We start from the raw sequence: 12704 nt of genomic DNA, 5'->3' as shown, positions 1-12704 counted from the left end.
AGGAAACATGGCCGCTCAATCGCTCCCCGTCGTCGCGATCCTTCCTGGCGACTGCACCGGAATCGGCCCCGAACAGACCGCCCGCATCCTGCATGACGGCCGGCTCCGTCATGTCGCCCGCCTCGTCTATGTCGGCGACAAGCGCGTACTGGACATGGGCGCCAAGCATGCCGGCGTGACGGTCGATTACGTCGTGTATGCGTCGGTATCCGCGGTCGACTGGAACGACCCGCGGGTGCCGGTCATCGATCTCGGCAACACCGACCCAAGCCAGTTCAAGCTCGGAGAACTGAGCCCCGAATCCGGCCGCCTGACCGGGGAGACACTGTCCCGCGCCGTGGACTTCGCAAAGGCCGGCGAAATCGACGCCGTGACCTTCGCGCCGCTCAACAAGCAGGCGATGTTCAAGGGCGGCTGGCACTTCCCGGACGAACACAAGATGTTCGCCCATTTCCTCAATCACACCGGTCCGTTCAGCGAGATGAACGTGCTCGAAGGTCAGTGGATGACGCGGGTGACGTCGCACGTCTCGCTGCGCTCCGCGCTCGAACAGATCAGCATCGAATCGATCTCGCGCGCCCTTCGCCTGGCCGACGACACCCTGCGCAAGGCCGGCATCGAGAAGCCGCGGATCGCGGTCGCGGCCCTCAATCCGCATGCGGGCGAAGGCGGCCTTTTCGGCACCGAGGAGATCGACATCATCCGCCCGGCGATCGAGGCGATGCAGCGCGAGGGGATCCTCTGCGAAGGCCCCTTCCCGTCCGACACTGTCTATCTGAAGGCGTTTGCCGGGCACTACGACAGCGTGCTCGCGATGTATCACGACCAGGGCCAGATCGCGACGAAGCTCAAGGGCTTCAACAAGGGCGTGACGATCACGGCCGGCCTCGAAACCGTCTTCACGACACCCGCGCACGGCACCGCCTTCGACATCGTCGGCAAAGGCATCGCGGACACGGGCGCTTACGAGGCCGCGGTCAAGCTCGCCGCCCGCATCGCATCCCGGAAGATCGAGGAGCGTGCGCGCGCGGCCTAGGTCGATGCCGCGAGCACGCGCTTCTTAGCGAGCGAGACGTGACGCCAATGAGCGAGTTGAGCCCGATCCCCATCACCCGACGCGAGTGCCTCGAGCATTCCGCGATGCTCGGTGTTGGATATCTTCAGGCCGCCGGACTGCACCAGGGCGCGGGTCCGGAACAGGTGCAACTTGTTGACGAAGCGCTGATACTCGGCCGCAAGCGTGCGGTTGCCGCACGACGTGACGATCAGGTTATGGAATGCCAGATTGATCGGGTAGTAGGCGTCAACATCCCCGGTCTCTGCTATCTCGTCCATCCTGTTGACGAGCCTCGTCAATTCTCCGAGCAGCTTGTCGTCCATCCGCTCGGCGACGAGACGTCCGGCCTGGCCGAACAGAGCGGCACGGATGTCATAGATCTCGATAGCATCCTCGACCGACAGGCGACGTACGAAGACGCCGCGATTGCGGATCACTTCGACGAGGCCCTTCGCCTCGAGGCTGCGCGTCGCTTCGCGCAACGGGCCACGGCTCGTGCCGAACCGGTTCGAGAGATGGATCTCGTTGATCCGGATCCCGGGCTCGAGTTCGCCGGTCAGAATCAGCCGCTCTATTTCCTTTTCCAGAACGGTCGTCAGCGACGCCGTTTTGACGATGTCGAGATCGCTCAGAAAGGGGGAAACCGTGCCAGCGGCGTCGGTCGGATGATTCACGAGGTACTCCGGAAAGAAGATCGCGCCACGCGGTAACTTGCGCGTGATTGAGTGACACAGAAACCGACTGCGGTTTCAACGGGCAAATACCGAACGTCCTGTCGATTGTCGACAAGGCGCTTTTTTCGCTTCGCCCCGCCGCAGCGATCCTCCGCTACATAACTCGCAAATCTACGACCAATGGACCGTCAAATCTGTTGACAGTTGACGCGAGCAGTACGAACCTTCCGTCTGTCGGTCCGCGAAAATGGCCGCTGATCAGCAAACAATGCTGACGGCCGCAGAAGCCAAAAATTGGAACCGGCTGGGAGGAAAGGCCATGAAGCAATTTACACGACGCGAAGCGTTGAAGCTGACCGCCGCCGGCGGTCTCGTCGCGGGCGGTTCGCTCGCAATGCCTGGTATCGTGCGGGCGGCAAGTTATCCGACGCGCCCGATCAATGTCATCGTTCCCTTTGCCACGGGCGGCTACAATGACCGCCTGTCGCGCGCATTCGCTCCTTACCTCGAGAAGGAGCTCGGCCAGCCGCTGGTGATCATCAACAAGCCGGGCGCCGGCACGCAGCTCGGCCACACCTATGCTCTCCAGCAGCCGAACGACGGCTACACGATCCTTTGCACCTCGGCCTCGCCGTACATCCCGCTGACGGTTCTCCTGCAGCAGGCCCCGTACAAGAACGAGGACTTCTGGATGATCAACCTGCCGTCGCGCGACTATACGCTCGCGGCAACGTCGTCCGACAGCTCGATCAAGGACTTCAAGCAGGTCATCGACATGCTGAAGAAGGACCCGTCGAGCCTGTCGATCGGCGTCCAGCCGGCCTCGGCGGACTACGCCAACATGGTGCTGACAATGCAGGCCGTTGGCATCGATCCGACCAAGCTTCGCGTCGTCACCTATGATGGCGGTGGCCCGGCCCGCAACGCCACGGCCGGCGCGCAGGTCGATGTCGGCTTCGTCGGCGGCGAGGGCTTCATCCCGCTGAAGACCAAGATCAAGCCGCTCGCGATCTATGCTGCCGAGACGGTGAGCTGGTTCCCCGAGGCTCCGCTGATCAGCGCCAGCGGGATCAAGACCGACATGGTCGAAGGTTCGCAGCGCGGCTGGGCGGTTTCGGCCAAGCTCAAGGCCGAGGCGCCGGACGTCTACAAGACGATCGAGAACGCGGTCAGCAAGGCGAGCCAGGATCCGAAGGCGGTCGAAGCCCTGAAACTGCAGGACCTCGCCACGACCTGGTATGGCCCCGAGGCGTCCAACAAGGCGTTCCTCGACAACGCCGCCAAGATGGCCAGGTACGTCGACCTCCTGAAGTCCTGAGACGACAACGGCAGGGAGCCGGAGGCCATTCGCGCCTCCGGCTCCCGCCATCTATCACCGGGAGAGTCACATGCGTTTCAGAGGAAACGAATACCGGGTCGACGGCGGACATGTCCTGTTCGTCAGTCTGATCGCCGCGGCGATCATCTGGTATCTGTTCGATGCCCGCGGCGTTTCGACCAGCATCAACAATCTGCTCTTGATCCAGCCGGTTGCGATCTTCGCCCTGGCAATGGTCGTCCTCATCATTCCGCAGCTCTTCGTGCGGGCCGACAAGGTCGTCGAGGAAAAGGAAGAGGAATACGACCCCCTCGCTCCGAAGCTGCCGACCGACAGGGTTCAGGTCATCAAGATGCTCACGCTCGGAGCGGCACTGGGCGTCTTCGTCTTCGCGCTCAACGTCATTGGTTTCGATATCGCGATCTTCCTGTTCGCCGCCGCCACCATGCTGGTCTGCGGAGAGAGGCGACCGCTGCACATCATCGCGTTCTCGGCGGCCGTCGCCGTCGTCGCGATCTACGGGTTCCGGGCGCTGATGCCCTACCCGATGTTCACTGCGATTCTGTAGGAGCGCTCGATGATCGACTTTCCGGCCTTTTATGATGCCCTCGGCATCATGGCCACATCGGCGGGATCCTGGGGCTGGATCGTTCCCGGCCTGATCGTCGGCCTCGTCTTCAGCGCCGTTCCCGGCGTCTCGATCACCATGGCGATGGCGATTGTGCTGCCGATGTCGCTCTACATGGATTTCTTCTCGGCGATCGTCTTCCTGACCTCGGTCTATACCGGCGCGGGCTTCGGCGGCTCGGTCCCGGCGATCCTGATGAACATTCCGGGCTCGCCGTCCTCGTACGCGACCACGTTCGACGGCTACGCCATGTCGAAGAAGGGTCAGCACAACGAGGCGCTGGGCTACGCGCTCTTCGCCTCCACGATCTGCGGCATTCTCGGCTATGTGCTGCTGCTCTTCGTCGTCGAGCCGCTCGCCGGCATCGTGCTGAAGATCGGGCCGGTCGAGATGTTCGCGGTGGCGATCTGGGGCATGCTGCTGCTGGGTTCGCTCGGTTCGAAATACGTGACGCGCGGTCTGCTCGCGGCGGCGTTCGGCGTGCTGCTCGGCACGGTCGGCATGAACACCGCCGGCTTCATCCGCGGCACGATGGGCCTGCCGGTCCTGCTCGACGGCATCTCACCGATCCCGGCGATGATCGGCCTCCTCGCCGCCGGCCAGCTCCTGACGCTTGCCGGCAAGGACTACATCCTCGACGCCGAGGAAGCGCGCTCGGTCAGCGTGAAGAAGATCCTCGCGGGCTGCTGGGGTACAATGAAGTATCCCGGCGTGCTCATCCGCGGTTCGATCATCGGCATCATCATCGGCGCGGTACCGGGCGTCGGATCGTCCGTCGGCAACCTCATCGCCTATGCCGAGACCAAGCGCACGTCGAAGGACAGCGCGAGCTTCGGCAAGGGCAATCCGAAAGGCGTCATCGCGGCGGAATCCGCGGTCGCCTCGGCGGAGGGCGGCTCGATGGCGACCATGCTGGCGCTCGGCATTCCGGGCGGCGGCGCGACCGCGATCCTGCTCGCGGCCTTCATGATGCACAACATCGTGCCGGGCCCGAGCTTCATCGAGACGCAGAAGCCGATGGTCTACGCGATCATCCTGAACAATATCGTCCAGGCGATCGTGCTCCTCGTTGTCGGCATCGGCTTCATCTACGTCGCCAGCAACGTGGTGAAGGTCCGCACCCGCTACATCCTGCCGGCGATCCTGGTCATCGCGACGCTCGGCACTTACGCGGTCGACGGCTCGCCGAGCGGCCCGATCACGCTGTTCATCTTCTCGCTGATCGGCTTTGCGCTCGTTCGGTATGAGTACCCGGTGGCGGCAGTCGTGGTCGGCATCCTGCTCGGACGCATGCTCGAGACCGAGTTCCTGCGCTCCTACCAGCTCAGCGCCGGCAATCCGCTTTACATCCTGCAGCGGCCGGGCGCGATGGCGATTGTCGGCATCATGTTGCTGTCCTTGGCGATGACTGCCTGGGGCAAGCGCAAGCAGGCCAAGCAGGAAGCGGAAGAGGAAGCCGCCATGCAGGCGCTCCACCGCGAGGAACTCGCGACAGCCGGCAAGCACTGATCGGCAAAGGCAGAAACAGAAACGGGCGGAGCCGCAAAGCTCCGCCCGTTTCATTTGCACCCCCAGCACTTTACGGGCGCAATCTCTCGATCTCGGCGAATTCGGCACGCTCCTGCGGGTCGAGCTGCGCGATCAGCCCCATCTCCCACGAGAGGTATTGGAGCGAGGCCTCCCGATTGCCATCATGCCGGTCGTGGACGAACCAGACGCGATCGATAGCCGCCTTGCGTGACAAAGGCGCGTCGCGCACCACGCTCCAGCCCGCCTGCGCGCATGCGTCGAGCCCGGCCGCGAGCCAGCGCACGTCGATACCGGCCTCAGCGATATCCTGGCTCGCGGCGGCCGCGACCCCCGGATCGGGCGTGTGGAGGATGACGAGCCCGGTCCCGGCGGGGAGTGCATCGGCAAGCTTCGGACGCACCGCCCACATCGCGCCCTGCAGATGGCCCGCATCCCAGTCCTGCGAGGGGCGGACGTCGACGAGGACCACGCCCGTCCTCGCCAAGGCTGCGAAAGCCCGCGTCGGCGACAATTCCGGAGGCGTCTCCGGCAGAGCGAAGACACGTGCCGGCACTTGCGGGAGTTCGACCTCCTCGTCGAGCGCCAGCACATGGGTCTCGTAACCCAGCGCGCGGAGGAAAAGCGCCGAAAGCCCGGACCGTAGTCCGGTGTCGCAGACGAAGATCAGCCGGGCATGGCGGACGCCGACATATTGATCGGTCGCCTGAACGATCTGGCCGGCGAGGACCGGCACGGCGCCCGGGCATGGCCGCTCGGCGCGTTCCTCCGCCGTCCGGAGGTCGAACAGATAAGTGGTCCGACCCGGTTCCGTGGCCAGCCGCGTCGCGCGCTCGCTCGACAGTTTCGACAGTCCGGTTCGCCGCACGAGATCGCGGGCGCGGCGGATGCTGATACACCGCTCGCCTTCGGTCAGGTCCGGAAACGGGTCGGGCTTTGTGCCGCGATCGAGCGGAAGCCCTTCGAGCGCCCACCCCTGTGTTCCATTCTCGAGCGCATAGACCGGATTGCCGATGCCCAGCGCGGCCAAGCCGAGAGCGCCGACAATGCCGCGCGTGCGGCCGGCACAGGTGATGACGACGGGCGTCTCGTCGTCACCCACCGCATGCGCGAAACGATGCGCCAGTTCGCCATTGGGCAGGCAGCGGGCGCCCGGGATCTTCATCTTGCCGTATTCGGCTGGCGGCCGAGCATCGAAGAACTTGAGCGCCCTGCCCTCGTCCTGCCATTGGCGCAATGTCCTGGCGTCGATCGTCCGCGGATGCCAGGCGTGCTCCAGCAATTCGCCGAGCGTCTTGCTCGGCACATTGACGCCGGCGAACACCCCGAAGCCGGCCCTCGCCCAGGATTTCATCCCGCCCTCGACGACGCGGACATCCCGGTAGCCGCACGACAGGAGGCGTTCCGCCGCGCGGTCGGAAAGATCGTCCCCGTCGTCGAGGAGCAGGATCGGCACGTCGGCCCGAGGGACAAGCGCGACGGCCGTTGTCTCAAGCCGGCTGTACGGACAATGCACGGCGAACAGCGCATGACCGTCGCCATAGGCGGCGGCCTCCCGTACATCCAGCAGTGCGACTTCGCAGCCGTAGTGAAGCAGCGCCTTCGCCGCTTCCGGCGACATCTGTCGAACCGTCATCCCAAACGTTCGCCGCGGAAGAACCGGTAGAACGCGGCATAGACGAGATCGGGACGATGCTCTGCCGGGTAATGGCCCGTCGGGATCGAGAAGCCGGTCAGGTCATCGGCCCATTCCGACCACGCCTTCATCACCTTGAAATGGCGGCCGCAATGGCTGTTGTCGCCCCAAAGGACGAGCGTCGGACAGGCAATGGTCTTCCTGCCGTAATCAGCGGTGTCCATCGCGAGGTCCACGGTGATCGTCGCGCGGTAGTCTTCGCAGACGGCGTGGATCTGCTCGCGGGTCGCGCAGCGGACATATTCTTCCATCGCTTCGGGGGTGAATATCTCGAGCCCGACGCCTTTCTTGTTGAGCTTGTAGCGCATGTAATAATCGAGGTCGGCGCCGAGCAGATTTTCCGGGAACGGCGCCTTCTGCGCCATGAAGAACCAGTGGTAGCTCTCCGACGCCCAGCCAAGCGTGATGTTGTTCAGCACGTGATGGGTCGGGACGATGTCGAGCGCCGAATAGCGGACGATGCGATCCGGACGATCGAGCGCCATGCGGAAGCCGACACGGGCGCCACGGTCATGGCCGGCGACGGAAAACTTGTCGAAGCCGAGCGCGTCCATCACCTCGAACGCATCCTCGCCGATGGCGCGGAACGAATAGCCGGAATGGTCCTCGCCGCCGTCGGGCTTCGAACTGTCGCCATAGCCCCGCATGTCGATGGCAACGACCGTGAAATCACGGGCCAGCGACGGCGCGATCTTGTGCCAGCTGACGAGCGTCAGGGGATTGCCGTGGATCAGGAGAAGCGGCGGCCCGTTACCGGCGATCGCGACGTTGATCTCGGCGCCGCGCGTCTTGATACGGCGACGCTCGAACCCTTCCATCAGCGTCTTCGACCTCACGAGCTCCGGAACTTCCAGATCCTGCAGCATTGCTCTCCTCCCGTTTCCTGGAGGTTAGCGTGCGAAGTGAAAACTGTCGACAGTTTTGGGGCAGCAGATACGATCTTGTCCGTGGTCGGCACCCATCCCGCCCTGACCGGGCTCACCCCAACTTTTTCCGTCCTGCACGTCCAGCGGCCAGAAGAAACTCCGTATAGCCATTCGGCTGGGTCCGGGCATCGAAGATCAAATCGCGCGCCGTTCGGAACGCTATGCCGTCAAAACCCGGGCTCATCGGGATATACGCCGTGTCTTCGGCATTCTGCCGATCGACGAGGACGGCCATGCGGCGAAGGCTTTCGTCGACCTGGGCGGCGGATATCACGCCGTGCAGCAGCCAATTCGCGATGTGCTGGCTCGATATGCGAAGCGTCGCGCGGTCTTCCATCAGATCGATGCCGTTGATGTCCGGCACCTTCGAACAGCCGACCCCCTGATCGATCCAGCGGACGACATAGCCGAGGAGGCTCTGCACGTTGTTGTCCAGCTCGCTTCTCACCACCGCTTCGGTCAGCCTGTCAGGGTCGGCGAGCGAGGGTGTCAGCAGTTCGGTCACCGGAGGCAACGGAGCTGACCTCAAGCCGGACTGCACATCACGCACATCGATGCCGTGGTAGTGAATCGCGTGCAGAACGGCCGCGGTCGGCGACGGAACCCAGGCGGTGCTCGCGCCGGCTCTCAGCTGGGCACCCTTCTGTGCGATCATGTCCGCCATGCGGTCCGTCGCGGTCCACATCCCCTTCCCGATCTGTCCCTTGCGGTCGAGACCGGCGTTCAGACCAGTCACAACGTTCCGCTCTTCATAAGCTCGAAGCCACGGCTGGGATTTCATCGTCGTTTTGGGGACGACCGGTCCCGCCTCCATGGCGGTGTGGATCTCGTCTCCCGTTCGATCGAGGAAACCGGTGTTGATGAAGAACACCCGATGGCGGGCGACGTTGAGCGCCGCCCGCAGATTGGCGCTCATCCGCCTTTCCTCGTCCATGATGCCGATCTTGATCGTATTCGACGACAGTCCGTAGATCTCCTCGAGCCGGGCGAATAGATCGACCGCGAGCTGGACCTCGTCCGCGCCATGCATCTTCGGTTTCACGACGTAGATCGAACCCGCACGGCTGTTCAGGCCACGATGCTCGCCGCGCAGATCGTGCAGGCCGATCAGGGTCGTCACAGCGGCGTCGATGAATGCCTCCGAGACCGGGTCCCCATCCTTCGTCAACACCATGTCGGTCTTTACGTGCTGCCCGACATTGCGAACCAGCAGCAGGCTTCTGCCAGGAAGGGAAGTCTCCCGTCCGTCGGTTCCGATCATGCTCCGGTCGTCCGCCAGGCGGCGCTCGATTTCGCCGCCACCCTTGCGCACCGCCGCGCGAAGTGTGCCCTTCATCAGGCCAAGCCAGTCCCGATATGCCGGGATCTTGTCCTGCACATCGACCGTGGCGACGCTGTCCTCGAAGTCGACGATCGTCGTCAACGCCGCTTCCAGCACGACATCGGACATGCCCGCGGGGTCCAGGCGCCCGCTCGGCGTGTCTGGGTCGAACGCCAGATCGATATGCAGACCATGGTGCTTGATGTACACGTGTTCCGGACGTTCCTCCGGGCCGCGATGTCCGACGAACGCCGCCGCGTCCAGCAGCCCCCTCGCCTCCCCGTTCGAAAGCCGGCATTCGAGCGCGCCACCCGCGATCCGGTAGGAGACCACGTCGGAATGGCTGCCGTCGGCCAACGGAATCCAGCGGTCGAGCAGGCCCTTGACGTGGTCGATAACCAAAGTCGCGCGCGACGTGTCGAGTTCATGCCCCGCGCTATCGGCCTTCGGAAGAAGCGCATCGGTGCCGTAGAGGGCGTCGTAGAGGCTTCCCCATCTCGCATTGGCCGCGTTGAGCGCGTAACGCGCGCTCGTGACCGGCACGACGAGCTGAGGGCCATTAAGTTTGGCCACCTCCGCGTCGACACCCTGCACGTCGACCTCGAAATGCGGAGGTTCCGACCCGAGATAGCCGATCTTTTCTAGGAACCGGCGATATGCCGCGAGGTCGAATGCCTCGCCCCGGCGCGCGACGTGCCAGGCGTCGATTTCCGCCTGAAGCCGATCCCGTTCTCGCAGCAAAGCACGATTTCGGGGCTCGAACTCGGCGATCAATGCATCGAGCCCCGACCAGAAGCGCCCTGGATCGACACCGGTGCCCGGTATGACCTCGTTCTCGATGAAGGCAGCCAACAACGGGTCGACGGTGATGCGAGCCGAAGCATCCGGTTTCAGTTCTGCAAACGTTTCCATCCCTATCTCCGTTCGAGACTTGCGCGGACGACGCTTCAAAATCCGATCAGGTTCCCTCGGAACGTCGCGCGCGGTCTGCTCATTTTTGGACCCGGAGCGCTTGAAACGGCTCGGCGTCGTCAACAGGGCTAGTGGTCATTCTGCGGCTGCGTCGCGCTTTTACTGCGCCACTTGGCCATCCTAACGCTTGATGCTCCAGACAATAGCTCATCTTTAACCCGTGCAGGAGAGCCACGGCGTCCTCGTGCACGCCATGATTGCGATTGCTGCCATGCATAATACTGCGCTTGACTGCCGTGCGTTCCCACCGCTTGACGCGATCTCCGGCCAGAGCGTAGATCGCCCCCGGGCCGGCTTAGCTCAGCGGTAGAGCAGCGGTTTTGTAAACCGAAGGTCGGGGGTTCAATCCCCTCAGCCGGCACCAGCACTGCGACCACGGGCCCGCGATGTTTGCCGTGGCAGTGTCGTCTTCGTCGTTAATATCGGAACCTCCGACTCAGGCGCGCCACGCGCCGTCCTTCCGCGAGTTTCCGATGCCGCGTCCCGACCAGGAATATGTCGACTGGCTGGTGTCCCAGTCGATGCTGCACCATGCCCGGACCTGCGCCGTCCGCTACACGGGACATGGGCGCCAGTGGCAGCGTCCTTACGGCGACAGCCGGCCGCGGGCGGCATCGGCAATGGCATCGGTCTGGTTCACCGCCTACCCGGCCTCGATCGTAACCCGGCCGGGCGAATCTGTATTGAAGACGCTCGGCGACGAGACGCTCTGGCACTCCCTGGCCAGCATCGGCGTCCAGGGCATCCATACCGGGCCGATGAAGCGCGCGGGCGGGCTGAGAGGACGCGATCACACACCGACGGTGGACGGCAATTTCGACCGCATCAGCGTCGAGATCGACCCGGCCTTCGGGACACAGGAAGAATTCGTCACGATGAGCCGCATGGCCGCGGCGCACAACGCCATCGTCATCGACGATGTCATTCCCGCCCATACCGGCAAGGGCGCCGACTGGCGTCTCGCAGAAATGGCCTATGGCGACTACCCGGGCCTCTACCATATGGTCGAGATCCGGCCGGAGGACTGGGACTTGCTGCCCGCGATCCCCGAAGGCCGCGATGCCGCGAACATCTCGCCGGCCGCCGTCGACCAGCTTCGCGACAAGGGCTACATCGTCGGCCAGCTCCAGCGGGTCATCTTCTTCGAGCCGGGCGTCAAGGAGACGGACTGGAGCGCGACGGGCGTCGTCACCGGCGTCGACGGCACCGACCGCCGCTGGGTCTATCTGCACTACTTCAAAGAGGGCCAGCCGGCGCTGAACTGGCTCGACCCGACCTTCGCCGCCCAGACCATGATCGTCGGCGACGCCCTGCATTCGCACGACGTGCTCGGCGCGCGCGGCATCCGGCTCGACGCCAACGGCTTTCTCGGCGTCGAGCGGCAGCCCGCGGGGACGGTGCTCTCGGAGGGCCACCCGCTCGCGGTCGTCGGCAACCAGTTGATCAGCGGAATGCTGCGCAAGATCGGCGGCTTCAGCTTTCAGGAACTGAATCTGACGATCGACGACATCGCCCAGATGTCGACCGGCGGCGCCGACCTCTCCTACGATTTCATCACCCGCCCCGCCTACCAGCACGCGCTGGTGACCGGCGACACCGAATTCCTGCGGCTGATGCTGCGCAAGACGCATCAGTACGGGATCGATCCGGCCTCGCTGATCCATGCGCTGCAGAACCATGACGAGCTGACGCTCGAACTCGTCCATTTCTGGACCAGGCATGCGGCGGACCGCTACCAGTTCCAGGGCCAGGAAATGCCCGGCATCGTGCTTCGCGACCATGTCCGCAACGCGATGTACGACGCGCTCTCGGGCGAGGCGGCGCCCTACAATCTCAAGTTCACGACGAATGGCGTGGCCTGCACCACCGCGAGTCTGATCGCGGCGGCGCTGAAGGTGCACGACCTCGACGAATTGACGAGCGAGGACATCACGCGGATCCGCGACATCCATCTTCTCCTCGTCATGTACAACGCCTTCCAGCCCGGCGTTTTCGCGCTGTCCGGCTGGGACCTCGTCGGTGCCCTGCCGCTGAAGCCGAACCAGGTCACGGACCTCATGCGCGACGGCGACACCCGCTGGATAGAGCGCGGCGCCTACGACCTCGTCAACGTAGCTCCGGAGGCCATAGCCTCGGCGGCAGGCCTGCCGAAGGCGCGCGCGCTTTATGGGCCGATTCAAGAGCAGATGAAGGATCCGGACTCATTCGCCTCGCAGTTGAAGCGACTACTGTCCGTACGCGCGGCCTATGACATCGCGCAGGCGCGGCAGATCGGCATCCCGGACGTCACCTCGCCTGGCCTTCTGGTGATGGTGCATGAACTGCCGGCCGAACGCGGCATGCAGATCACCGCACTTAATTTCAGCGCGGCGCGCATCATGGAGACGATCGTATTGGCGGATGTGCCGCCGGGGCCGGTCGTCGACATGATCAACGAGCAGGTCGCGGGCGATCTCGCGGAAAACGGCGAACTGACCCTGACCCTCGAGCCTTATTCGGCCACCAGCCTGCGCGTCGTACCCGTGTTGTCGGCGGTATCCTAGGGGAACCGGCAGGCATCATAAAGGCCGTGAATACGGCACATC

General features: G+C 64.1%; 9 protein-coding genes and 1 tRNA gene. 6 read left to right on the top strand and 4 right to left on the bottom strand.

Going from position 1 to position 12704, the window contains the following annotated elements; genetic code table 11:
• Nucleotides 1-7 precede the first annotated feature (7 nt).
• Nucleotides 8-1036, top strand: a complete 1029-nt coding sequence (locus ACFPFW_RS08890; protein WP_114957618.1) for a PdxA family dehydrogenase — start codon at nucleotides 8-10, stop codon at nucleotides 1034-1036.
• On the opposite strand, the gene ACFPFW_RS08885 is transcribed toward ACFPFW_RS08890, so the two are convergent.
• The gene (locus ACFPFW_RS08885) at nucleotides 1033-1731 is read right to left on the bottom strand and encodes an FCD domain-containing protein (RefSeq protein WP_379770341.1); all 699 of its coding nucleotides are present in this window, start codon (nucleotides 1729-1731) and stop codon (nucleotides 1033-1035) included. The genes ACFPFW_RS08890 and ACFPFW_RS08885 overlap by 4 nt on opposite strands.
• A 319-nt stretch (nucleotides 1732-2050) precedes the next feature.
• Here ACFPFW_RS08885 and ACFPFW_RS08880 point away from each other — a divergent pair, with 319 nt between their 5' ends.
• The 3 genes from ACFPFW_RS08880 to ACFPFW_RS08870 all read left to right on the top strand — a co-directional run bounded on the left by ACFPFW_RS08880 (nucleotide 2051) and on the right by ACFPFW_RS08870 (nucleotide 5186).
• Nucleotides 2051-3049 (top strand): Bug family tripartite tricarboxylate transporter substrate binding protein, encoded by a 999-nt coding sequence (locus ACFPFW_RS08880; protein ID WP_114957657.1) that lies wholly within the window; start codon nucleotides 2051-2053, stop codon nucleotides 3047-3049.
• Nucleotides 3050-3119: 70 nt separating this feature from the next.
• The gene (locus ACFPFW_RS08875; protein ID WP_114957617.1) at nucleotides 3120-3617 is read left to right on the top strand and encodes a tripartite tricarboxylate transporter TctB family protein; all 498 of its coding nucleotides are present in this window, start codon (nucleotides 3120-3122) and stop codon (nucleotides 3615-3617) included.
• A gap of 9 nt (nucleotides 3618-3626) precedes the next feature.
• Complete coding sequence (locus ACFPFW_RS08870; protein ID WP_114957616.1) at nucleotides 3627-5186, top strand: tripartite tricarboxylate transporter permease; 1560 nt, start codon at nucleotides 3627-3629, stop codon at nucleotides 5184-5186.
• A gap of 70 nt (nucleotides 5187-5256) precedes the next feature.
• On the opposite strand, the gene ACFPFW_RS08865 is transcribed toward ACFPFW_RS08870, so the two are convergent.
• From ACFPFW_RS08865 to ACFPFW_RS08855, 3 genes are all read right to left on the bottom strand, one after another.
• Nucleotides 5257-6840 carry a rhodanese-like domain-containing protein gene (locus ACFPFW_RS08865; protein ID WP_114957615.1) on the bottom strand — a complete coding sequence of 528 codons (1584 nt, stop codon included), beginning with the start codon at nucleotides 6838-6840 and terminating at the stop codon, nucleotides 5257-5259.
• The gene (locus tag ACFPFW_RS08860) at nucleotides 6837-7766 is read right to left on the bottom strand and encodes an alpha/beta fold hydrolase (RefSeq protein ID WP_114957614.1); all 930 of its coding nucleotides are present in this window, start codon (nucleotides 7764-7766) and stop codon (nucleotides 6837-6839) included. The genes ACFPFW_RS08865 and ACFPFW_RS08860 overlap by 4 nt, the downstream gene beginning before the upstream one ends.
• Before the next feature lie 112 nt (nucleotides 7767-7878).
• A complete protein-coding gene (locus ACFPFW_RS08855; protein WP_114957613.1) occupies nucleotides 7879-10059 on the bottom strand; it encodes a malate synthase G in 2181 nt (726 codons plus the stop codon).
• Between the two features lie 349 nt (nucleotides 10060-10408).
• On the opposite strand from ACFPFW_RS08855, the gene ACFPFW_RS08850 reads away from it, so the two are divergent.
• Together ACFPFW_RS08850 and treS are read left to right on the top strand one after the other, a co-directional pair.
• Nucleotides 10409-10483, top strand: a tRNA-Thr gene (locus ACFPFW_RS08850).
• A gap of 109 nt (nucleotides 10484-10592) precedes the next feature.
• Nucleotides 10593-12662 (top strand): maltose alpha-D-glucosyltransferase, encoded by a 2070-nt coding sequence (gene treS, locus ACFPFW_RS08845; RefSeq protein WP_114957612.1) that lies wholly within the window; start codon nucleotides 10593-10595, stop codon nucleotides 12660-12662.
• Nucleotides 12663-12704 lie beyond the last annotated feature (42 nt).

The organism is Flaviflagellibacter deserti (genome assembly GCF_042652085.1).
Lineage (GTDB): Bacteria > Pseudomonadota > Alphaproteobacteria > Rhizobiales > Methylopilaceae > Flaviflagellibacter > Flaviflagellibacter deserti.
Note: the sequence above shows the minus strand (reverse complement) of the source record. Positions and strands in the feature narration are given on the sequence as shown.

What these genes read in the sequence shown, in the direction of transcription:
- ACFPFW_RS08890 (WP_114957618.1), top strand. Translation starts at nt 8, where the DNA reads ATGGCCGCTCAATCGCTCCCCGTCGTCGCGATCCTTCCTGGCGACTGC.
- ACFPFW_RS08880 (WP_114957657.1), top strand. Translation starts at nt 2,051, where the DNA reads ATGAAGCAATTTACACGACGCGAAGCGTTGAAGCTGACCGCCGCCGGC.
- ACFPFW_RS08875 (WP_114957617.1), top strand. Translation starts at nt 3,120, where the DNA reads ATGCGTTTCAGAGGAAACGAATACCGGGTCGACGGCGGACATGTCCTG.
- ACFPFW_RS08870 (WP_114957616.1), top strand. Translation starts at nt 3,627, where the DNA reads ATGATCGACTTTCCGGCCTTTTATGATGCCCTCGGCATCATGGCCACA.
- ACFPFW_RS08865 (WP_114957615.1), bottom strand. Translation starts at nt 6,840, where the DNA reads ATGACGGTTCGACAGATGTCGCCGGAAGCGGCGAAGGCGCTGCTTCAC.
- ACFPFW_RS08860 (WP_114957614.1), bottom strand. Translation starts at nt 7,766, where the DNA reads ATGCTGCAGGATCTGGAAGTTCCGGAGCTCGTGAGGTCGAAGACGCTG.
- ACFPFW_RS08855 (WP_114957613.1), bottom strand. Translation starts at nt 10,059, where the DNA reads ATGGAAACGTTTGCAGAACTGAAACCGGATGCTTCGGCTCGCATCACC.
- treS (WP_114957612.1), top strand. Translation starts at nt 10,593, where the DNA reads ATGCCGCGTCCCGACCAGGAATATGTCGACTGGCTGGTGTCCCAGTCG.